Annotated in this window: 24 protein-coding genes; 7 read left to right on the forward strand and 17 right to left on the reverse strand. The window is 64.5% G+C overall.

The window, feature by feature from the left end; translation table 11 throughout:
- Positions 1-30: 30 nt before the first annotated feature.
- From lipB to CK486_RS10540, 11 genes are all read right to left on the reverse strand, one after another.
- On the reverse strand, positions 31-651 hold the full coding sequence (gene lipB / locus CK486_RS10490; RefSeq protein ID WP_095940240.1) for a lipoyl(octanoyl) transferase LipB: 621 nt from the start codon (positions 649-651) through the stop codon (positions 31-33).
- Complete coding sequence (locus tag CK486_RS10495; protein ID WP_095940241.1) at positions 651-929, reverse strand: DUF493 domain-containing protein; 279 nt, start codon at positions 927-929, stop codon at positions 651-653. The genes lipB and CK486_RS10495 overlap by 1 nt, the downstream gene beginning before the upstream one ends.
- Before the next feature lie 183 nt (positions 930-1,112).
- Complete coding sequence (locus CK486_RS10500; RefSeq protein WP_095940242.1) at positions 1,113-2,282, reverse strand: D-alanyl-D-alanine carboxypeptidase family protein; 1,170 nt, start codon at positions 2,280-2,282, stop codon at positions 1,113-1,115.
- Between the two features lie 94 nt (positions 2,283-2,376).
- The gene (locus CK486_RS10505) at positions 2,377-3,381 is read right to left on the reverse strand and encodes a septal ring lytic transglycosylase RlpA family protein (RefSeq protein ID WP_095940243.1); all 1,005 of its coding nucleotides are present in this window, start codon (positions 3,379-3,381) and stop codon (positions 2,377-2,379) included.
- Complete coding sequence (gene mltB, locus CK486_RS10510; RefSeq protein ID WP_256574402.1) at positions 3,378-4,373, reverse strand: lytic murein transglycosylase B; 996 nt, start codon at positions 4,371-4,373, stop codon at positions 3,378-3,380. Before mltB ends, CK486_RS10505 begins: the two co-directional genes overlap by 4 nt.
- Positions 4,374-4,405: 32 nt before the next feature.
- A complete protein-coding gene (gene rodA, locus CK486_RS10515; RefSeq protein WP_176481692.1) occupies positions 4,406-5,548 on the reverse strand; it encodes a rod shape-determining protein RodA in 1,143 nt (380 codons plus the stop codon).
- Positions 5,548-7,461, reverse strand: a complete 1,914-nt coding sequence (gene mrdA, locus CK486_RS10520; RefSeq protein WP_095940246.1) for a penicillin-binding protein 2 — start codon at positions 7,459-7,461, stop codon at positions 5,548-5,550. The genes rodA and mrdA overlap by 1 nt, the downstream gene beginning before the upstream one ends.
- An 11-nt stretch (positions 7,462-7,472) precedes the next feature.
- Positions 7,473-7,940, reverse strand: coding sequence for a 23S rRNA (pseudouridine(1915)-N(3))-methyltransferase RlmH (gene rlmH / locus CK486_RS10525; RefSeq protein WP_095940247.1), 468 nt, complete (start codon positions 7,938-7,940; stop codon positions 7,473-7,475).
- Between the two features lie 9 nt (positions 7,941-7,949).
- A complete protein-coding gene (rsfS, locus tag CK486_RS10530; protein WP_095940248.1) occupies positions 7,950-8,309 on the reverse strand; it encodes a ribosome silencing factor in 360 nt (119 codons plus the stop codon).
- Between the two features lie 20 nt (positions 8,310-8,329).
- Positions 8,330-8,974, reverse strand: a complete 645-nt coding sequence (nadD, locus tag CK486_RS10535; protein WP_095940249.1) for a nicotinate-nucleotide adenylyltransferase — start codon at positions 8,972-8,974, stop codon at positions 8,330-8,332.
- A gap of 13 nt (positions 8,975-8,987) precedes the next feature.
- The gene (locus tag CK486_RS10540; RefSeq protein WP_095940250.1) at positions 8,988-10,253 is read right to left on the reverse strand and encodes a glutamate-5-semialdehyde dehydrogenase; all 1,266 of its coding nucleotides are present in this window, start codon (positions 10,251-10,253) and stop codon (positions 8,988-8,990) included.
- A 312-nt stretch (positions 10,254-10,565) separates the two neighbouring features.
- On the opposite strand from CK486_RS10540, the gene CK486_RS10545 reads away from it, so the two are divergent.
- Positions 10,566-11,789, forward strand: a complete 1,224-nt coding sequence (locus CK486_RS10545; RefSeq protein ID WP_095940251.1) for an alpha/beta fold hydrolase — start codon at positions 10,566-10,568, stop codon at positions 11,787-11,789.
- Here the strand turns inward: CK486_RS10545 and CK486_RS10550 are convergent, their stop codons facing one another.
- Positions 11,790-12,632 (reverse strand): class I SAM-dependent methyltransferase, encoded by an 843-nt coding sequence (locus CK486_RS10550; protein WP_095940252.1) that lies wholly within the window; start codon positions 12,630-12,632, stop codon positions 11,790-11,792.
- A gap of 105 nt (positions 12,633-12,737) precedes the next feature.
- Between CK486_RS10550 and CK486_RS10555 the strand changes: the two genes are divergently transcribed.
- Both CK486_RS10555 and CK486_RS10560 read left to right on the forward strand, forming a co-directional pair.
- Entirely contained in the window at positions 12,738-13,463 is a 726-nt protein-coding gene (locus CK486_RS10555; RefSeq protein ID WP_095940356.1) for a DNA-3-methyladenine glycosylase, read from the forward strand.
- Positions 13,460-14,779 carry a bifunctional DedA family/phosphatase PAP2 family protein gene (locus tag CK486_RS10560; RefSeq protein ID WP_095940357.1) on the forward strand — a complete coding sequence of 440 codons (1,320 nt, stop codon included), beginning with the start codon at positions 13,460-13,462 and terminating at the stop codon, positions 14,777-14,779. The genes CK486_RS10555 and CK486_RS10560 overlap by 4 nt, the downstream gene beginning before the upstream one ends.
- A gap of 6 nt (positions 14,780-14,785) precedes the next feature.
- Here the strand turns inward: CK486_RS10560 and CK486_RS10565 are convergent, their stop codons facing one another.
- From CK486_RS10565 to CK486_RS10575, 3 genes are read right to left on the reverse strand one after another with little or no spacing between them, the layout of a single operon-like run.
- Positions 14,786-15,376, reverse strand: coding sequence for an LON peptidase substrate-binding domain-containing protein (locus CK486_RS10565; protein WP_095940253.1), 591 nt, complete (start codon positions 15,374-15,376; stop codon positions 14,786-14,788).
- A gap of 10 nt (positions 15,377-15,386) precedes the next feature.
- A complete protein-coding gene (locus CK486_RS10570) occupies positions 15,387-16,103 on the reverse strand; it encodes an LrgB family protein (RefSeq protein WP_095940254.1) in 717 nt (238 codons plus the stop codon).
- The gene (locus CK486_RS10575; RefSeq protein WP_095940255.1) at positions 16,100-16,459 is read right to left on the reverse strand and encodes a CidA/LrgA family protein; all 360 of its coding nucleotides are present in this window, start codon (positions 16,457-16,459) and stop codon (positions 16,100-16,102) included. The genes CK486_RS10570 and CK486_RS10575 overlap by 4 nt, the downstream gene beginning before the upstream one ends.
- 220 nt (positions 16,460-16,679) lie before the next feature.
- Between CK486_RS10575 and CK486_RS10580 the strand changes: the two genes are divergently transcribed.
- From CK486_RS10580 to CK486_RS10595, 4 genes are all read left to right on the forward strand, one after another.
- Positions 16,680-17,135, forward strand: coding sequence for a MaoC family dehydratase (locus CK486_RS10580; protein WP_095940256.1), 456 nt, complete (start codon positions 16,680-16,682; stop codon positions 17,133-17,135).
- Between the two features lie 76 nt (positions 17,136-17,211).
- Complete coding sequence (locus CK486_RS10585; RefSeq protein WP_095940257.1) at positions 17,212-18,921, forward strand: C13 family peptidase; 1,710 nt, start codon at positions 17,212-17,214, stop codon at positions 18,919-18,921.
- A gap of 40 nt (positions 18,922-18,961) precedes the next feature.
- Positions 18,962-19,603, forward strand: coding sequence for an oxidoreductase (locus CK486_RS10590; protein WP_095940258.1), 642 nt, complete (start codon positions 18,962-18,964; stop codon positions 19,601-19,603).
- Between the two features lies 1 nt (position 19,604).
- Positions 19,605-20,219, forward strand: coding sequence for a class I SAM-dependent methyltransferase (locus tag CK486_RS10595; RefSeq protein WP_095940259.1), 615 nt, complete (start codon positions 19,605-19,607; stop codon positions 20,217-20,219).
- Between the two features lie 3 nt (positions 20,220-20,222).
- On the opposite strand, the gene CK486_RS10600 is transcribed toward CK486_RS10595, so the two are convergent.
- Both CK486_RS10600 and ubiX read right to left on the reverse strand, forming a co-directional pair.
- On the reverse strand, positions 20,223-20,474 hold the full coding sequence (locus CK486_RS10600; RefSeq protein ID WP_256574403.1) for a YceK/YidQ family lipoprotein: 252 nt from the start codon (positions 20,472-20,474) through the stop codon (positions 20,223-20,225).
- 175 nt (positions 20,475-20,649) lie between these two features.
- Positions 20,650-21,279, reverse strand: a complete 630-nt coding sequence (ubiX, locus tag CK486_RS10605; protein ID WP_095940261.1) for a flavin prenyltransferase UbiX — start codon at positions 21,277-21,279, stop codon at positions 20,650-20,652.
- Between the last annotated feature and the right edge of the window lie 13 nt (positions 21,280-21,292).

The following is a 21,292-nucleotide window of genomic DNA, read 5'->3' on the forward strand; positions in this document are numbered from 1 at the left end:
TGCCAGGCTCAGACCGTTGGCCGACGCCTGTTACTCGTAGCCAAGACGCTGACGCAATGCCTGCTCCAGGCGTTGCGCCACTTCGTCGAGTACAGGCGGCGTCGCCAGCAAATCCTTCATCTGCACCATCTTCAGGCCGGCATAGCCACAGGGATTGATGCGCTGAAAGGGCGTCATGTCCATGTCGACATTCAGTGCCAGACCGTGGAACGAGCAGCCACGCCTGACCCGCAGGCCCAGCGAGGCAATCTTGTCGTCCTTCACATAGACACCGGGAGCCTCGGCCTTGGGCGCCGCCTCGATGCCATAGCCGGCCAGCACATCCACCAGGCTCAACTCCATGGCGCTAACCAGCTCACGCACGCCCAGATCCAGGCGTCGCAGGTCCAGCATCAGATAGGCCACCAGCTGGCCGGGGCCGTGGTAGGTCACCTGGCCACCCCGCTCGACCTGCACAACCGGAATATCACCGGGCGCCAGCAGGTGTTCGGGCTTGCCGGCCTGCCCCTGGGTGAACACCCGGGGATGCTGCAGCAGCCAGATTTCATCCACCGTCTGCTCGTCACGCTCGTCCGTCAGGCGACGCATCGCCTCCAGCGTCGGCAGGTAATCCGCCAACCCCAGATGACGCACCAGCAGGGGCGGTGCCACTAGAGCACCATGTGCACGCGCCCGGTGGCGCGCAGATCGACATGGATGGCCTGCAACTGCTCGACACCGGTCGCGGTGATCAGTACCTGAACGGACAGGAAGCGCCCGTTGCGGCTGTCGCGCACCACCAGCGTGCTGCTGTCGAGGCCTGGGGCATGGCGGCCAATGACCTGAATGACCAGATCGGCAAAGTCTTCGCCGGCCTCACCGATCACCTTGATCGGGTAGTTCGGACAGGGGAATTCGATTTTCGGGGCTTGAATGTCGCTATCGGTCATGGCATCGGCAGGCTTTTGGCCCGTTGGCAGAGGCAGGCTCCAGAGTGGGAGCGCTGCACGGAAGGAAGTCAGCCCGGAGTGGGCGCTTCCCTATAAATAAGCCCGGCCTCGGGATTTTCAAGGCCGGGCTGCAGCTTGCGGACGCACGGTCAGGTGCGTCCATTCGGTCTCAGCTGAGTAGTCTCAGTTGAACAGACCGAAGAAGAACAGGCGAATACCGTCCCACAGGCGGCGGAAGAAACCGCCCTCTTCGACAGCCTCCAGGGCCACCAGATCGGCACTGTGCACCACTTCCTCACCCAGCTTGACCTGTACGCTGCCGATCACATCGCCCTGCTTGATCGGGGCCACCAGTTGCGGATTCAGGCTCATGCTGGCCTGCAGCTTGGCCAACTGGCCTTTGGGCAGGGTCAGGCTGAGATCGCTGGCCAGGCCCGCCTTCACTTCACGGGCAGTGCCCTTCCAGACCTGCGCCTTGGCCAGCTCGGCACCCTTCTGATAGAAGGTCTTGGTTTCGAAGAAGCGGAAGCCGTAGGTCAGCAGCTTCTGGGTTTCAGCGGCACGCGCCGACTCATTGGCTGTGCCGAAGACCGAGGTGATCATGCGAGCGCCTTCGCGGACGGCAGAAGCCACCAGACAGAAGCCGGCTTCCTCGGTGTGACCGGTCTTCAGGCCGTCGACGGTCTTGTCGCGGTACAGCAGCAGGTTACGGTTGCCCTGCTTGATGTTGTTCCAGAAGAACTCTTTCTGCGAATAGATCGCATAGTGCTCGGCATCCTCATTGATGATGGCGCGAGCCAGAATGGCCATGTCGTGGGCACTGGAGTAGTGCTCCGGGTGCGGCAGACCGGTGGCGTTCATGAAGTGGGTGTTCTTCATGCCCAGGCGCTCGGCGGTCTCGTTCATCATGTCGGCGAAGGCATCCTCGCTGCCGGCGATGTACTCGGCAATAGCGATGCTGGCGTCGTTGCCCGACTGAATGATGATGCCGTGCAGCAGGTCGTCGACTGTCACCTGACTGTTCAGCGGCAGGAACATGGTCGAACCACCCGAAGCAGCGCCACCGGTGCGCCAGGCATGCTCGCTCACAGTGACCAGATCCTGCTCGCCGATCTTGCCCTTACGGATTTCCAGGGTCGCGATGTAGGCGGTCATCAGTTTGGTCAGGCTGGCCGGCGGCAGGCGCTGGTCGCCATTGTTCTCCACCAGAACCTTGCCACTGGCGTGATCCATCAGCACGTAGGACTTGGCGGCCAGTTGCGGCGGAGAAGGCAGTGCATCGACAGCCCAGGCGCTGGGCGCACAGAGCAGCAGAACGGTAAGGAGCAGGCGTTGCAGGGTGTTGATGTTCATCCGAATCTCTGACAGTTACTCATGATGGTCGATCGGCCTCCCATCCCTGGGCGACCGTGCTGCCCGCAAGATGCGGGCGAATCGTGGTGCGGACTTACGGCTTGACCAGGGTCGGCTGCCCCAGATTGGCCAGGCGGATACTGTCCTGCAGTTTCAGCGCCTCATCCTGCGTGTCGATCGGCCCCAGGCGTACGCGGTGCAGGATCTGCTGATTCAGCGCCACCGAGCTGATAAACACCGGGGCAGCCGTCAGACTGCCCAGCTTCGACTTGAGCAGCTCCGCAGCGTCCGGATTGGCGAAGGCGCCCACCTGGAGATACAGGCCAGACAGCCCGGCTGAAGCGTTTTTTTTTGCGTCGATCTGCACCGGCAGGACAGCGGCGGCATGCTGTTCCAGCGGCGGCGTGTACTGCTCAACCGGAGCCGGCACAGGCTGAGCCGAGGTAGCCGGCAGCGACAGCGGCTTGTTCGAGGCCTGCTGCGGGGCAGCCAGCACCAGCGGCACCGGACGGCCCTGCTGGGCCCACCACTCATGCGGGTCGATACCCTCGACCGTCACGCGCGCGGTACCGGTTTCGGCATAGCCGAGCTTCTTTGCGGCGGCGAAGGACAGGTCGATGATGCGGTCGGAATAGAACGGACCACGGTCGTTGACGCGCAAGATCACGCTCTTGCCGTTGTCGAGATTGGTCACCTTGACGTAGCTGGGCAGCGGCAGGGTCTTGTGCGCCGCCGTCATACCGTACAGGTCATAGGTTTCGCCGTTGGCGGTAGCCTGGCCATGGAACTTGGTGCCATACCAGGAGGCGGTGCCCGTGGCGCGGTAACGGCGGGCGTCCTGCAACGGGAAGTAGGTCTTGCCCATCACCGAATAGGGATTGGCCTTGTAGCGCCCGTAATGCGGCATCGGCACGGCATCGGGGATCTTCGACACATCGACATCCCACCAGGGCGAGCCATCGCGGTGTGGCCTGGCATAGTCACCCGGGCCGCTGATCGGGCCAGCTCCCGGCTGCACGGGCTGCGGCGCACGACTGCTCGAGCAACTGGCCAGCAGGGCGGCCAGAGCGGCGTAAAGTGCAAGCGTCGGCAATCTCACTGAGCTTTCTCCCGGTCGGCACGCAAGGCCTCGGACAACTGATACACGGCCATCGAGTACATGTTGCTGCGGTTGTAGCGAGTGATCACAAAGAAGTTCGGCAGCCCCAGCCAGTATTCAGGGCCGGCCGCGCCATCAAAGCGGAAGGCACTGACTGTCAGGTCGTCGCGCAGCGCATCATGGCTGGACCAGCCCAACGTGCGCAACTGGCCGACATTCAGCTGCGGGTCGAGCCCCACGGTGAGGCCCTTCTCGTATTGCTCGCCACGCACATCCGCGCGGCTGACCACCGGCTCACCCTGAGCCCAGCCATGGTGCTTGAAGTAGCTGGCCACGCTGCCGATGGCATCCACCGGATTGGTCCAGATATTGATGTGACCGTCACCGTCGAAATCCACCGCATACGCGCGAAAGCTGCTCGGCATGAATTGCGGCAAACCCATCGCGCCGGCATAGGAACCCTTGAGTGTGAGCGGATCAACCTGCTCTTCGCGGGCCAGAAGCAGGAACTCCTTGAGCTGCTGACAGAAGAACGGCGAGCGCGGCGGGTAATCGAAACACAGGGTCGACAGGGCATCGAGCACGCGCCAGCTGCCGGTATTGCCACCGTAGAAGGTTTCCACGCCGATGATCGCGACGATCACCTGAGCCGGTACACCGTAGCTCTGCTCGGCGCGGGCCAGTGCCTCGGCATGCTGCTGCCAGAACGCCACACCCTTCTGAATCCGCGCATCGGTGATGAAGATCGGCCGGTATTCGCTCCAGGGCTTGACCCGCTCGGCCGGACGCGAGATGGCATCCAGAATGGCCTGCTTGCGCTCTGCCTGAGCAAACAGCGCGGTGAGCTGCTCACTGGCAAAACCATGATCACGGGTCATGCCGGCAATGAACTCACTGACCTGCGGTACGCCCTCATAGTCGGCGGCCAGCAACGGCTGACTGGCCAGACTGCCGAGCAGGGCCAGGCCGAGAGCCCGGAGGTGTTTGCGCACGCCAAATGTGTCTTTCAAATTAACCAACCTTGTTATGCCTGCGCGATCCACTTGCGGTGCGTGTGGACCGACATCAAAACCCCAAAGCCCGTCATCAGGGTCACCAACGAGGTGCCGCCATAGCTGATGAACGGCAGGGGAACCCCCACCACCGGCAACAGGCCACTGACCATGCCGATGTTAACGAATACGTAGACGAAGAACGTCATGGTGATGCTGCCGGCCAGCAGTTTACCGAACAGCGTCTGCGCCTGCGCCGTGATGAACAGCCCGCGTCCGATCAGTACCAGATAGACCATGAGCAGCAGGCAGATGCCAATCAGACCGAACTCCTCGCCGAGCACGGCAATGATAAAGTCCGTGTGGCTTTCCGGCAAAAAATCCAGGTGTGACTGAGTACCCTGCAGCCAGCCCTTGCCGAACACCCCGCCCGAGCCGATCGCCGCCTTGGACTGGATGATGTTCCAGCCAGAGCCCAGCGGGTCGCTTTCCGGATCAAGGAAGGTGTGTACCCGGCGCTTCTGATAGTCGTGCAGAACAAAATGCCACATGGCCACCGCGACCGGCACGGCCGCCGTCACCGCGGTCAGGATCCAGCGCCAGCGCAGACCGCCCATGAACAGAACGAAAGCACCGGACGCCAGAATCAGCATGGACGTCCCCAGGTCCGGTTGGATCAGCACCAGAACAAAGGGAATGCCAATCAGCAACAGACTGATACAGATATGTTTGAACCGCGGCGGCAAACTGCCACGCGCCAGGTACCAGGCGATGGTCGCCGGCATGATCAGCTTCATGAACTCCGAAGGCTGGAAGCGGATCATTCCGGGGATATGGATCCAGCGGGTGGCGCCCATCGCCGTGTAACCGAACAGCTCCACATAGAGCAGCATGCCTGTGCCACCCAGGTAGGCCAGCGGCACCCAGCGCGCCATGAACCGGGGCTCGATCTGGGCCACGATGAACATCGCCAGGAGGCCGAGGCCAAAGGAACTGGCCTGCTTAAGCAGGATGCCCCAGTTTTTGCCACTGGCCGAATAAAGGACAAACAGCCCGCCAGCCGCCAGCACCAGGAGAATCAGGAGCAGCCAGCCATCGATATGCAGGCGCTGCAGCAGCGTGGCGCGGCGGCGAACCACATCCTCGCTGGACAGGGTGCGGTCAAAATTACCCATCAGTGACTCTCCACGGCAGGCAACGCCGGACGGAACTGCGCCTTCAGCTGGCCACTGTCATCCAGCAGCCAGGCATCCATCACCTGTTTGACCACCGGCGCCGCGACGCCGGAACCGGACTCGCCATTTTCCACCATCACCGCTACGGCAATCTGCGGGTTCTCCGCAGGAGCGAAGCCTACGAACAGCGCATGGTCGCGATGACGCTCATGAATCTTGCTGCGATCATATTTTTCGCCCTGTTTGATCGCCACCACCTGCGCTGTACCGCTCTTGCCAGCGATGCGGTAGAGGGCCTGAGAACCGACCTTGAACGCTGTACCGCGCGGATTGTGCAGCACTTGCTGCATGCCGTTGCTGACCATATCCCAGTACTTCATATCCTTGAGCACCACGTCCGGTGGTGTCTCCACCAGAGGGATCTCACCAGCGGCCATCAGTTGCTCAGGCGTCAGACCCGAGGCCGAACGGAGCAGCCGTGGGCGTACCCAGCGTCCCTTGTTGGCTACCAGCGCCGTGGCCTGAGCCAGCTGCAGAGGGGTGGCCTGCATGTAACCCTGACCGATACCGAGAATCAGCGTTTCACCGGGGTACCAGGCCTGACGGTAGCGTGCCCGCTTCCACTCCGGTGACGGCATCAGCCCTTCGGCCTCCTCGCCCAGGTCGATGGACACACGGCGCCCGATACCCATGCCATACAGGTAATCATGTAGCCGGCGAACACCGAGCTTGAGCGCCAGATCATAGAAGTAGGTGTCGTTGGAACGCATGATCGCCAGCTGCAGATCGACCCAGCCTTCACCGTTGCGGTTCCAGTTGCGGTATTTATGGTCGTAGTTGGGCAACTGGTAATAACCCGGATCGAAGATGCGGCTGCGCTCGGTGATCACCCCGGCATCAAGGCCCGCAGCAGCCACCATCGGCTTGATGGTCGAGCCCGGCGGATACAGACCGCGCAGCACGCGGTTGTACAGCGGACGATCGATGGAATCACGCAGCGCCGCATAATCCTTGAAGCTGATGCCGGTAACAAACAGGTTCGGGTCGAAGCTCGGCTGACTGGCCATCGCCAGGATGCCGCCGGTGGCTGGCTCTATCGCCACCACCGCACCGCGCCGCCCGGCCAGCGCCGCCTCCGCGGCTTGCTGCAGCTTGAGGTCGAGATTCAGAGTCAGATCACGCCCGGACTGCGGCTCGGTCCGTTTGAGCACCCGCAACACACGGCCGCGGGCATTGGTTTCAACTTCCTCATAGCCCACTCGGCCATGCAGGACGCTCTCGTAGAACTTTTCCGCACCGGTTTTGCCGATATGGTGAGTACCGCTGTAGTCCACCGGATCGAGTTTTTTCAGCTCCTGCTCGTTGATCCGCCCGACATACCCCACCGACTGAGCGAAGTGCTCACCCAGCGGATAGTGCCGCACCAACTGCGCAGTCACCTCAACGCCTGGCAGGCGGAACTGGTTCACCGCGATGCGGGCAATCTGCTCCTCGGACAGCTCGAAGAGAATCGGCACCGGCTCGAACGGCCGTCGCCCCTGACGGAAGCGCTTCTCGAAGATCGCCCTGTCTTCGGCGGTCAGTTCCAATACCTGAACCAGGGTATCCAGCACCGCCTGCCAGTCACCGGCTCGCTCGCGGGTCACGGTCAGGCTGAAACTCGGCCGGTTGTCCGCGATGATCACGCCGTTGCGGTCGAAGATCAGCCCGCGGGTGGGCGGAATCGGCTGCACATGGATGCGGTTGTTTTCCGCCAGGGTGGTGTGGTGGTCGTACTGAATGACCTGCAGGTAATAGGCCCGCGCCACCAGTACCAGCGTCAGCATGAGCACCAGCGCGGCGCCGACCACCACGCGCCGTCTGACCAGACGGGCGTCTCGTTCGTGGTCCTTGAGGCGGATCGGCTGCGGCATCGGCGGCGGTCTTATTTGTGGTACGGGTGCCCGGACAAGACAGTCCAGGCCCGGTAGATCTGCTCACCGAGCAGGATACGCACGAGAGGATGCGGCAGAGTCAGCGGTGACAACGACCAGCGCTGCTCACTGCGCGCACAGACCTCCGGCGCCAGCCCTTCCGGACCGCCGACCATCAGGTTGACCGTACGCGCATCCAGACGCCAGCGCTCCAGCTCGGCCGCCAGTTGTTCGGTACTCCACGGCTTGCCGTGCACTTCCAGGGTGACGATGCGCTCGCCGGGCTGCACCTTGCTCAGCATGGCTTCACCCTCCTGACGGATCAGGCGGGCAACATCGGCGTTCTTGCCACGGGTGTTGAGCGGAATTTCCACCAGTTCCAGAGGCAACTCCGGCGGCAGGCGCTTGACGTACTCCTGCCAACCCTCCTCGACCCAGCGCGGCATGCGCGAGCCGACGGCAATCAGGCGAATGCGCACGGCAGCGGCTTACTCGTGTTCCGGACCATGCTGGGCACGGCTCTGCTCGGCACCCTGCCACAGACGCTCGAGGTCATAGAACTGGCGGGTAGCGGTCTGCATCACATGCACGACCACATCACCCAAGTCGAGCAGAGCCCACTCACCACCTTCCAGGCCTTCGCTGCCGATCGGGCGCACGCCCTGCTCCTTGACCTTTTCCAGCACCTCGTTGGCCAGCGACTTGACGTGGCGACTGGAGGAGCCGCTGGCGATCACCATGAAGTCGGTGACGCTGGTCTTGCCCCGCACATCGATCACGGTGATGTCCTGAGCTTTCATATCTTCCAGTGCGGCAACCGCCAGCTGGACCAGTTGTTCGTTTTGCATGGGTAACACGTCCTCGGTAATCAGTTCGGCGCCCGGTACAGTCCGTGCGCATCGATGTAGTGCAACACCGCATCGGGCAGCAGAAAGCGCACCGAGCGGCCTGTCGCCAGACGGCGACGAATATCAGTGGCAGACACCGCCAGCGGCGTCTGCCAGACAAAGGCAATCTGCCCGGCCGGCCCGCACAGGGCTGCCGGTTCGTTCACGCTGCGTGCCGCCAGCAGATCACGCAGTGCTTCCGGCGCTTCAGTGTCGGCATCCGGGCGTTGCAGCACCAGCAGATGGCAGTGCTGCAGCAGTTCAGTCCAGCGATGCCAGCTGGGCAAGCCGCAGAAGGCATCCCAGCCCAGCAGCAGAAACAGCTGGTCATCCACACCCAGCTCCGCGCGCAGCGACTCCAGGGTGTCGATGGTCCAGGACGGCGTCGCCCTGGCCAGCTCACGGTCATCCACCCGCAGCAGCGGTTCTCCCTCTGCCGCCAGACGCACCAGCTGCAGGCGCTGCTCGGCGGTGACCTGTGGCGTATCCCGGTGCGGCGGACGGGCGCTGGGGATCAGTCGGACCTCATCCAGCGCCAGGAGTTCGGCCACTTCCAGTGCGCCACGCAGATGACCGATGTGAATCGGATCAAAGGTGCCGCCGAGGACGCCGATGCGCCGGGCCATCAGGTACGCCCCATCAGGTACGAATGTGCCCGTCGCCGAACACCACATACTTCTCGCTGGTAAGGCCTTCCAGACCGACCGGACCACGGGCATGCAGCTTGTCGGTGGAAATGCCGATCTCCGCCCCCAGGCCATACTCGAAGCCGTCGGCAAAACGGGTCGAGGCATTGACCATCACCGAGCTGGAATCCACCTCGGTGAGGAAGCGCCGCGCATCGGTGAAGTTCTCGGTGATGATCGCGTCGGTGTGCTGCGAGCCGTACTTGTTGATGTGCTCGATGGCCGCATCCAGCGAATCGACAATGCGAATCGCCAGGATCGGCGCATTGTACTCGGCGTACCAGTCATCCTCGCTCGCGACCAGCACATCGCCACCCAACAACGCGCGGGTACGCTCGCAACCGCGCAGCTCGACGCCCTTGTCGCGGTAGATGGCCGCCAGCGGCGGCAACACGCGATCGGCAATCGCGCTGTGCACCAGCAGGGTCTCCATGGCATTGCACGGCGAGTAGCGCTGGGTCTTGGCGTTGTCGGCGACGCGAATGGCCTTGTCCAGATCGGCGGCCACGTCGATATACACGTGGCACACGCCATCGAGGTGCTTGATCACCGGCACCTTGGCGTCTCGGCTGATGCGCTCGATCAGTCCCTTGCCACCACGCGGCACGATCACATCGACGAACTCCGGCATGCTGATCAGAGCACCAACTGCGGCGCGGTCGGTGGTTTCCACCACCTGCACGGCCGCCGCCGGCAGACCGGCCTCGGCCAGCCCCTGCTGGATGCAGCGGGCAATCGCCTGATTGGAATGAATGGCCTCGGAGCCGCCGCGCAGGATGGTGGCGTTGCCGGATTTCAGGCACAGGCTGGCAGCATCGATGGTCACGTTGGGCCGCGACTCGTAGATGATGCCGATCACGCCCAGCGGCACGCGCATCTTGCCGACCTGAATGCCGGACGGCAGGTAACGCATGCCCTGAATCTCGCCGATCGGGTCCGGCAGGGTCGCCACCTGACGCAAGCCTTCGATCATCGAGTCAATGACGGCAGGGGTCAGTGCCAGACGGTCAACCATGGCCGGTTCCAGACCATTGGCCCGGGCGGCAGCCAGATCCAGCTCATTGGCCGCCACCAGCTCGGGGCGGGCAGCATCCAGGGCGCCAGCAGCCGCCTGCAGGGCACGGTTCTTCTGGGCGGTACTGGCGCGGGCCAGCACACGCGAGGCTTCGCGGGCAGCCTGACCCAGGCGGGTCATGTAGTCGAGCACGGACTCGGTCATGGTCAATCAAGCCTGACATTCAAGGAAAACGGCCGATTATAGCCGCGCAGCCCCGGCAAGCCCAGCCATGCCGGCCAGATGGTAGACAGTGCATCCCGCTGCACCTTCGCGTCACCCCGCCAGCCCCGCAAACAGGGCCAAGACAGCGAAACGGTGACACCCGCCGCTCGCCGCAGACCCTCCCCCACCCGAAGGATGGGTAAACAAAAACACCGACGATGTTTACCTTGACCCTCACAGCCTCCGTCGCAATAGCGTTTCAGGCCGACGGCAGCACACAACAACAAGGCACAGGAGTGCCGGAGACCGCCCATGCGCTACCGCACCGACTTCAACCCCAGCCTGCTTGGCGCAGCCCCGGATGTGCTCGAACTGGGTCCGTGGCGCCTGCACTACCTGGCGTTTTCCAGCTCGCCTGGCGACTCCCGCGAACCGGTCCTGATGCTCGGCGGCGCCTTCCAGAGCTTTCGCTCCTTCGCCAATGAGGTGCAGGAACTGCTGGCCGAACACCCGGTGATTCTCCTCGATCTGCCTGGCCAGGGCGGCAACCTTCAGGAAGCCGGCGAGCTCAGCCTGGAAGAACTGGCCGATCTGATCGCCGGCTTTGCCGACAGTCTAAACCTGCCAGCACTGATGCCCATCGGCCTGTCCTATGGCTCAACCCTGGCCGCCCTGTTCGCCAGCCGCCATCCGCAGCGCTGCGCCCGCCTGCTGCTGTCGGGCATTACCGCCTTCGGCCGCCCGGGCTCGCGGCGCCTTCTCGAGGAGGGCCTCAACCTGCTCGCCGAAGGGCGCCAGCAGGCCTTCGCCCAGGCCGCCCTGAACAACCTGCTCAACCCGCAACAGCTGCAGCACACCGATGTCGCCCCGGCGTTTCGCAAGGCCCTGCTGCGACAGATGCAACGCCTGTCGGCCGCCGAGATCGCCCGCTACCGGCAGAACAGCCAGCGCCTGCTCGACTTCGCCGGTTTCCGCCAGCACCCGCAATGCCCGACGCTGGTACTGGCCGGCGAGTTCGACCATTTCACCCAGCCGTGGGAGCAGGCATTGTTCGCGGCCGCCTGCCCACAGGGGCGCTACAGCCTGATTCAGAGCGCCGATCACCTGGCCCAGTTCGAGCGCCGCGAAGCCTGCGCCGCGCTGTACCAGCCGTTCCTGCGCGGCGAACCGGTCCCCGAGCAGGTCAGCGGCGGACGAACCCTGGCGTCACAGTTTCTGACGCTGCTGGAGCGCCGCAGTGAAGCGCGCCTTCGCCCGCAACAGCCACGCGCACAACTACGCCATGCCGAGGCCGGCACTTGGTTGGTGGAGATAAGCGAGCTGGGCTTCTTCGGCGGCAAGCTGAACGCAGCCCTGCCCGACGGCCTGCCCGCCCGCGGCTGGCAATTGCAGTGGAATGACAGACCTGCCCTGGAAATTCTGCCCCTGCAGCACAACGGTCAGGGCTTCAGCTTCGTCACCCTGCACAGCGATGCCGATGCCAGCGGCGCCCTCGCAGCCCAACTGCAGCCTGCGCCACTGTCCGCCTGCGCCTGATCAGACGCGGGCGTCGATCACCCGCACCAGCCCCGGCAGACGCCCGCGCGGCAACTGACGGCGCAGACTTTCCTCATGCGGGTCGAGCACGGCGACCTGACTGAATCCGCAGCGGGCGAAGCCAGCCTCGATGGCCGCCTGATCGCGGTAATGCAGCGGATACTTGCCGCGGGTCAGCAGCCCCACCAGCCCCACTCCCCAGCGCAACTGCCGATAGCTGGGATGCTCCTGCAGATCGGGGTACAGATCGGTCAGGTAGCTGCCCCGGACAAAGCCTTTGAGCTGCTCAGCCAGGCGCGCCCAGAACCCTTCAATCACCGCCAGCTCGAAGTAGTTGACCAGCCCCTCGGTAATCACCAGCACCGGCTGCGCCGGGTCCAGCCGCGCGAACAGGGCCGCCAGACTGTGCTCGCCACCCTCAGCGAGGATGTCCACCGCCTGCACCTGATGCTGTTCGCCCAGCCAGCCCTGACTGGCCAGCAGACGGCGCTTGCGGGCGGCCATTGGCGGCAGATCAGCCTCAACGTAATGCAACTGCGGGTAACGCTGACAGAAGCGCCGTCCACGAGGCGACAGACCGCAGGCAATTTCCACCACCTGGGTCACGCCACGCTGCTCGATGGCCTCCGTCAGCAAGGCGTCGATCAGCAGATGACGCTGCAGCAGCAGGCGCTCCAGATCGATATCGAAGCGCCGCGCTGCCCAGGTGATTGGGCTCAGCACAGCATGGGCAAAGCGCCCGAAATCGGTGACGAAGGCCGGATTGGACAACTGATGGCGGTACCAGACATAGCCGGTGTAATGCGCGCTGGGACTGATATGGGCGCTATCGGTGCGAGGCATGGGCGGCTCTTATTGTTTTTCTGTGTTTGTCGGCAGCCCCGGCAGGCCCGGCGCTCCCCCTATAATCGGCCAGCCTATGCCGCCAGCGAGCCCAACGACAGCCCCATGCGCGATGAACCCACCCTAAGTTTGCCCTGGCCGGAAGCGCGCCCACTGGAGGGTGCTTTCTTTCAGCGCGATGCGCTACGAGTCGCCGCCGACCTGCTGGGCAAGGTGATCCGCCACCGTGTCGACGGACTCTGGCTGAGCGCCCGCATCATAGAAACCGAGGCTTACTACGGCGCGGAAAAAGGCAGCCATGCCTCACTCGGCTACACCCACAAGCGGCGCGCCCTTTTCCTCGAGGGCGGCCACATTTATATGTATTACGCCCGCGGTGGCGACTCGCTGAACTTCAGTGCCGCCGGCCCGGGCAATGCCGTACTGATCAAATCGGCGTTGGTCTGGCCGGACACCCGCTGCACTGCTGACGCCATTGCCCGCATGCTGCACAACAATCCCGACCGCCAGGGCCGGCCACGCTCACTGCAGACGCTGTGCAGCGGCCAGACCCTGCTCTGTCGCGCCCTTGGCCTCAAGGTGCCGGACTGGGATGCCCGTAGCTTCGACCCGCAACGGCTGTTTGTCGACGACATCGGCGCGCGCCCGGCCTCCATCATCCAGACCACCCGCCTGGGCATCCCGACCGGGCGAGACGAACATCTGCCCTACCGTCTGGTCGAAGCCGAGTACGCCCGTCACTGCACCCGCAATCCGCTGCGCCGCGGGCAGGTGGCCGGGCGCGACTACCATTGCCTGAACAACCCCGACTCACTGGAGATTGCCCACTGATGGCCTGGCTCGACACACTCACCGCCTGGCTGGCGGCCCATCCGCACTGGCTGGGTCTGGCCGTGTTCCTGCTCGCCTTCGGCGAATGCCTGGCCATTGTTGGCTTGCTGATTCCCGGCACCGTGTTGCTGTTTGCCGTCGCCGTGCTGGCCGGCAATGGCGCCCTGCCATTGTGGGAAACCCTGCTGCTGGGCTTTGTCGGCGGCATGCTCGGCGACCTGTGCAGCTACGCACTGGGACGCCGCTTCCACCAGAACATTCGCGGGCTGCCGGTACTGCGCGACCATCCACAATGGCTGGCCAGCGCCGAACAGCACTTTGAGCGCTACGGCGTGATCAGCCTGCTGGCGGGGCGCTTCATCGGCCCGCTGCGCCCGATGCTGCCCATGGTCGCCGGCATGCTCGACATGCCATTCGGGCGTTTCACTGCCGTCAGCCTGCTGGCCGGCAGCGGCTGGGCCGTTGCCTACCTGCTGCCCGGCTGGGCCACCGGTGCCGCCCTGCGCCTGCCGCTGCCGGAAGACTTCTGGCAGAACGCCGCGCTGGTCGCCGGCGGCCTGGCACTGCTGCTGGGCCTGACGATCCACGGTACCCTGCGCGAACAGCGCCGGACCACGCCAATGAGCGCCCTGCTCAGCCTCGCCCTGCTGATCGCCCTGCTGATTGGCTGGCGCGGCCTGGCCGATCTGGATCAGGGCCTGCTCAGCCTGGTGCAGGAGCAACGCCATGAAACACTGGATGGTCTGATGGTGGTGATCACCCGCCTCGGCGACCTGACCACCCAGGTTGCCGCCGGCACGCTGCTGATCGCACTGCTGGCGCTGGCCCGGCAGTGGCGTGCCCTGATGTTTGCTGCCATTGCACTGCTCGGCACAGCCGTCAGCAACGGCCTGCTCAAGGAGTTGATTGAGCGGGCACGCCCCGAGGTGCTGCTGGAGCCACTGCACACCTTCAGCCTGCCTAGCGGGCACAGCTCTGCTGCCTTTGCTTTCTTTCTGGTACTGGGGATTCTCGCCGGACGTGGCCTGCCGGGACGCTCACGCCTGGCCTGGCTGCTGCTCGCCTGCCTGCCGGCCCTGGCCATTGCCGTATCGCGCCTGTATCTCGGCGTGCACTGGCCCAGCGATCTGCTGGCTGGCGGCCTGCTGGCCAGCACCTGGTGCGCCTTCAGCCTGGCGCTCATGCAGCGTCATCAGGTGATGCCGGCATTGCCGGCCAAAGTCTGGTGGCTGCTGCTACCAGCCCTGCTGGCGCTGTTTGGTGCCTTCGCCACCTGGGCCCTGCCGGCAGCCATCGAGCTGTACCGCTACCGCTGAGCGCCTTCAGGCAATCAGTTCGCCCTGCAGGGCACTGAGAAAGGTCTGTATGCGCGCCAGGCGCTGCGCGGCATCCGCCTCCTCAAGCAGCTCCAGCTTCTGCTCCTGACTCAGCGGCAGCAGATAGGCCAGTTGATGCGCCAGCGCCTGTTGGCCCTCGACCACACCCCCCATGCCCAGCGCCGCCACCATGGGATGCTCGGCCAGCGCCAACAGCAGGGCTGCCAGGTCGACATGCTCGGCCAGCAGCGGGCGGTCCTCGCCTTCGTCCAGCCACTGCACCTCGGCCAGCAGCAACTGATCAGGCTGCACCCGGGAGGACTGCACGGTAAAACGCCGCCCACCCTCAACCCGTATGCCGAGCAGACCATTGCCCTGCTGGTGAAAGTCGCGGATCAGCGCTTCGCAGCCATGCCAGGCGAAACGCCCGGGAGCCTCGCCCACCTCGCGCCCCTCAAGGATGCCGACCACGCCAAAACCTTCGCCGCGCTTCATACATGCGGACACCATATCCAGATAGCGCGCCTCGAAAATCTGCAGATCGAGACGGCAGCCGGGAAACAGCACGGTATTGAGAGGAAACAACGGCAGGCTCACAGAAGGCTCCTCACACAATCAGTGCCACGACCAACGGCAACAGCACCGCGGTGGCCACCCCCATCAGACTCATCGACAGCGCAGCAAAGGCGCCGCACTCCTCGCCCTCCTGCAGCGCCCGCGCCGTGCCCACCGCATGGGCGGCCAGGCCCAGAGCCATGCCCTGCGCCGCCGGATGGCGGACGCCAACCAAACGCAGCAGCTCGGGACCGAACATCGCACCCAGCACCCCGGTAAGCAGCACGAACACCGCCGCCAGCGCAGCCACGCCGCCGATCTCGGCGGCCACCAGCATGGCGATGGGCGAGGTCACCGACTTGGGTGCCAGGGTCATGAGCATCTGCTGGTCGACACCGAACAGCCAGCCCAGACCGACACCCAGTACGGTGGCAACCACGCCGGCCAGCACCAGGGTGATCAACACCGGCCAGAACAGCAGGCGGATGCGCTTGAGGTTCATGAACAGCGGCACAGCCAAAGCCACCGTGGCCGGTCCCAGAAACAGGGTCAGCAGCTCGCTATGGCGACGGTATTCCTCAAAGCCGATATCCAGCAGCCACAGGCTGCCGATCACCAGCGCCATGGACACCAGTACCGGCTGCAGGAACACCCAGCGCGTGCGCTCGTAGGCGGCCATGGCCAGTTGGTAACTACCCAGGGTCAGGCCGAAGGCAAACAGCGGGTGGTGGATGACAGCCTGCCAGGCCGCCTGCCAGTCGGCGCTCATGGTGCCTCCCGGCGCTGCTGACGCTCGATCAGGCGCTGCATCAGCCAGCCGGTAAACAGCAGGGCCAGCACCAGCGACAGCAACAGCGCCGCTGCCAGCGCCCAGAAATTGGCCTTCAGCACCGGGCCATACAGCATCACCCCGGCCGCCGCAGGAACCAGCAGCAAGGGCAGGTAGCGCAACAGGCTGGTCGAGGCCACGGCCAGCGGTTCGTCCACCTCACCGCGCCAGAGCAGGAAGATGAACAGCAGCACCAGGCCGATGATCGGCCCGGGCAGAAAACTCAGCCACAGCACATTGAGCAGAGTGCCGAGCAACTGGAACAGCACCAGCGCGGTCAGGCCACGGAGCAGCATGGAAATCTCCTGCAAGCATGCCGCGGCATTATGGCAGTTCGTCGCCGGGTGGATAAACGATGATTTCGCGCACTGATGCGCTTGACCAAGGCGCAGCCGCGTGATGATCTAGGGCCATAGCGCACCGGGCGATCCAGCACCCGAGGCTGAGCAGGACCGCACAGCCAAGCTGGCAGACCGGGGCCAATAAGAATAACAACCCGCCCCTCATGGAGGACGTATGCCGTTCGTAGCAGTTGCAGACATCAAGAACTATATCGGTAAGGAACTCGGCCGCTCGGAGTGGCTGACCATCGATCAGGAACGCATCAACCAGTTCGCCGAGTGCACCGGCGACCATCAGTTCATCCACGTTGACCCCGAGAAAGCCAAGCTGACCCCGTTCGGCGGCACCATTGCCCACGGCTTCCTCTCGCTGTCGCTGGTGCCCATGCTCATGGAAAAAATCATGATCATGCCCGAGGGTCTGAAAATGGCCGTCAACTATGGTCTGGACAGCGTGCGCTTCATCCAACCGGTCAAGGTCAATTCCAAGGTGCGCCTGGTCGTCACCCTGACCGACGCCAACGAGAAGAACCCCGGCCAATGGCTGCTCAAAGCCAAGGCGGTGCTGGAGATCGAAGGTCAGGAAAAACCGGCCTACATCGCCGAGCCGCTGACTCTCTGCTTCGTCTGAGTCCGGCCGCTCCGAAAAGCCCGCTCCGGCGGGCTTTTTTGCGCCAGAATGGAAGCAATACCGCCAAGGACCTGCCATGCACCGCCTACTACCACTGAGCCTTGCGCTTCTGCTCGCCGCCTGCGGCGACGGTGAGCCGCTGACACCGCCCGATGCCCGCCTGCCAGACGGCGCGCGTTACCGCGGCGCAGTCGTCGACGGGCTCTTGCAAGGCCAGGGCCGTCTCGACTACCCCAACGGCAGCTGGCTCAGCGGCCGCTTCGTCAACGGCCAGCTCAACGGCCCGGGTGAATGGCGCGATCCCAAGGGGGCGAACTATCAGGGCGAATTCGTCGAGGGCGAATTTTCCGGCCAGGGTCGCCTGACCTATGCCGACGGCAGCGAGTATGTAGGCGCTTTCAAGCACGGGCGCATGCACGGCGAGGGGCGCCTGACCCAGGGCGAGCTGAGCTACAGCGGTGGCTTTCGCAACGATCGTTTCCACGGTTACGGCACCCTCGAACTAGCCGACGGCAGCCGCCATCAGGGACAGTTCGTCAGGGGCGAAGCGACCGGCCAGGGCGTGCTGGTGGACGGCGATGGCAATCAGTTCAGCGGCCTGTTCAAGCGCGGCCGCCTGAACGGCGAAGGCAGCTTTGTCGGCAGTGACGGCAGCCGTTACAGCGGCCAGTTCAAGGATCAGCGCTTTCACGGCCAGGGCCGCTATGAAAGCGCCGAGGGCGATGTGTGGAGCGGCCATTTCCGCCACGGCGAACTGCGCGGCCAGGGCGAGTTCCGCAGCGCCGACGGTGAACACTACGTCGGTGAGCTGCGCAACTGGCAGTACCACGGACCGGGTGACTTGCGCCTGACCGACGGCAGCCGCTATCAGGGCCAGTTCGCCCACGGCCAGTATCAGGGCGAGGGTCACCTGACCCTGGCCGATGGCCAGATCGAGGCCGGCCACTGGCTGAACGGCGTGCGTCTGCGTGATGCTGATGGCCAATCACTGGCCGACCCGCTGGAGCAGGGCATCCTCAGGCAGGGGCAACTGCTGCAGGAGGCCCTCGCGGCGGTGCCTGCCTCCACCCCGGCCAGCGAGCTGTACAGCCTGACCCTGGCCGGCGACGGCCAGCAGAGCGTCTTCCTGCGCGAGGCCGACTACGTCAGCCGGCTGCTGCGCGAGCGCTTCGGCGCGCGGGGCAACATCACCCTGATCAACCACCGCGAGCAGTTCACCAGACGCCCGCTGGCCAGCCGCGAAAGCCTGCGCCAGGCCATCCAGACACTGGCCGAACGCAGCGGAAACGAAGACCTGATCTTCCTCTACCTGACCAGCCACGGCTCGCACGACCACCAGCTGGTGCTGCAACAGCCCGGTCTGGAACTCAACAACCTGCCGGCCGCCGAGCTGGCCGAGCTGCTCAAGCCCTTGCGCGAACGGCACAAGGTGCTGGTGATTTCCGCCTGCTTCTCCGGCGGTTTCATTGCCCCGCTGCAGGACGACAAGACCCTGATCATGACGGCTGCCCGTGCCGACCGGGTCTCCTTCGGCTGCTCCGAAGAAAACGACTTCACCTACTTCGGCCGCGCTCTGTTCGAGCAGGCCCTGCAGCAAACCGACAACCTCGGTGAGGCCTTCGCGCTGGCCAAGCGCTACGTGAGCGAGCGTGAAAAAGCCGAGGACTTCGAGGCCTCCGAGCCGCAACTGGCCGACGCCCCCGCCGTGCAGAAAGCCTGGAATACCTTGCGCCAGCAGCAACGCGCCGCGCTGGCCCAGAACAGCCGCCAGGAGAGCGCGCCATGAGCCCACATAAGCCTTCAGAACAGGCACCAGGGAGTTCACCATGTATCTGACGCCACAACGCATTCTGCTTGCCGGCGCCACCGGCCTGACCGGCGAACACCTGCTCGACCGTCTGCTCAACGAGCGCACCGTCGAGCGCGTGCTTGCCCCCAGCCGCCGGCCGCTGGCCGAACACCTGCATCTGGAAAACCCCGTCGGTGAACTGGCCGACCTGCTGCCAAAGCTGCAAGGCCCGCTGGACACTGCCTTCTGCTGCCTGGGCACCACGATCAAGCAGGCCGGCTCGCAGGAAGCCTTCCGCGCGGTCGACTATGAACTGGTGCTGGCCTTTGCCGAGCGTGCCAAAGCCCTCGGCGTGCGCCATCTGCTGGTGATCAGCGCGCTGGGCGCCAATGCCCGCTCGCTGGTGTTCTACAACCGGGTCAAGGGCGAGCTGGAGCAGGCCCTGCAAACCCTCGGCTTCGAGCAGCTGACCATCGCCCGCCCCTCGCTGCTGCTGGGCAACCGCAGCCAGCCACGCGCCGGCGAAGGCCTGGCCGCCCCACTGATGCGCCTGATCCCCGGCAACTACCGCGCCATCGAAGCCTGCACCCTGGCCCGCGCCCTGTGGCGCCTGGCCCTGGAGGAAGGCAAAGGCGTGCGCATCGTCGAATCCGCCGAGCTGCGCCACCTGGGACGCTGAGATGAAGGCCCTGTACGAGCGCCATGTGCTGCCGCACCTGATCGACTACGCCTGTGGCATGGGCGCGGTAATGAAAACCCGCGCCCAGGTTGTTCCACTGGCCGAAGGCGAGGTGCTGGAAATCGGCATCGGCAGCGGTCTCAACCTGAGTTTCTATGACCCGGCCAAAGTCCGCCGCATCGTCGGCGTCGACCCCTCCGCCGACATGCAGAAGCTGGCCCGCCAGCGCGCCGAGCAGATCAGCATCCCGGTGGAGATGATTGCCCTGGAGCTCGGACAGATTCAGGCAGAGGATGCCCGCTTCGACAGCATCGTCTGCACCTTTACCCTGTGCACCATCCCCGACGCTGTCGCCGCCCTGCGCGAGATGCGTCGGGTGCTCAAGCCCGGCGGCAAGCTGCTGTTCAGCGAACATGGCCTGGCCCCCGATGCGCCGGTGGTACGCTGGCAGAACCGCCTCACCCCGCTGTGGAAGCCCCTAGCCGGCGGCTGCCACCTCAACCGCGATATTCCGGCACTGCTCGAAGCCGGCGGTTTCACCATCGGACAGCTGGAAACCAGCTACCTCAAGGGCCCGCGCCCGATGACCTGGGTCTACCGCGGCTGGGCCAACTGAGTATCAGAGGCCACCGCTTACGCCCAGCGTCACGCCCAGCTCGGCAGCCACGGCAAACGGCAGCAGCAGGGTATCGAGCAGCGCACTGAACGGCAGATCAGCCTGCGGGTAAGCCGGCGCCGGCGTGCCGAAGCGCTCGGTCGGGCAGCAGCCGCCATTGATGGCGTACCAGTCCAGCCGCGTGCCGGCATAGATCACCGGAGCATCGGCCTTGGCCGCATTCAGCGTGCTGATGCTGGCGCACCCCTGCAGCATGCTGCAGGCCAGCAGCAGGGCTGGCAGCGCCTTAGCAGGCTTTTGAAAAACTACCTGCGTTGCCATCGCAGTGTTAAAAACAGACTCAGAATGCTCATTTACCACTCGTAAACTCCGCTTCTTCGCCTGTTTTTGCCTTGCGCTGGCTGCCTCGCCAACGCTTTTCAACAGCCTACTAGTCATCGCTGGCCAGGTGATACTCGCCCCAGCGCGGCAGCATGTCCTGGGGAATGTTCAGGCAGTTGAGGATGCGCGCGACCACGAAGTCGACCAGATCATCGATCGTCTGCGGCTGATGGTAGAAGCCCGGCGCCGCCGGCAGGATGGTCACGCCCAGATTGGACAGCTTGAGCATGTTCTCCAGATGGATGCTGGAGAACGGCGCCTCGCGCGGCACCAGAATCAGCTGACGACGTTCCTTGAGCACCACATCGGCGGCACGCTCGATCAGGTTGTTGCAGGCTCCGGTGGCAATGGCCGACAGGGTGCCGGTCGAGCACGGCACCACCACCATGGCGCTCGGCGCGCCCGAGCCGGAAGCCGGCGGCGCCATCCAGTCTTCCTTGCCGTACACGCGGATCTGCCCCGGCGCAGCGCCGGTGTATTCACTGAGGAAGGCCTGCATGGCCTGCGGCTTGGCCGGCAGAGCCACATCGGTCTCGGTGGCCATCACCAGTTGCGCCGCCTTGGAGATGAGGAAGTGCACCTCGCGGTCCTCCTGCACCAGGCAGTCGAGCAGACGCAGGCCATACTGCGCGCCGGAGGCGCCGGTCATGGCCAAGGTGATGCGTTCTGGTCCAACCATAAATTCACTCTCA

The sequence above is a fragment of the Pseudomonas sp. HAR-UPW-AIA-41 genome (genome assembly GCF_002304225.1).
Classification (GTDB): domain Bacteria; phylum Pseudomonadota; class Gammaproteobacteria; order Pseudomonadales; family Pseudomonadaceae; genus Aquipseudomonas.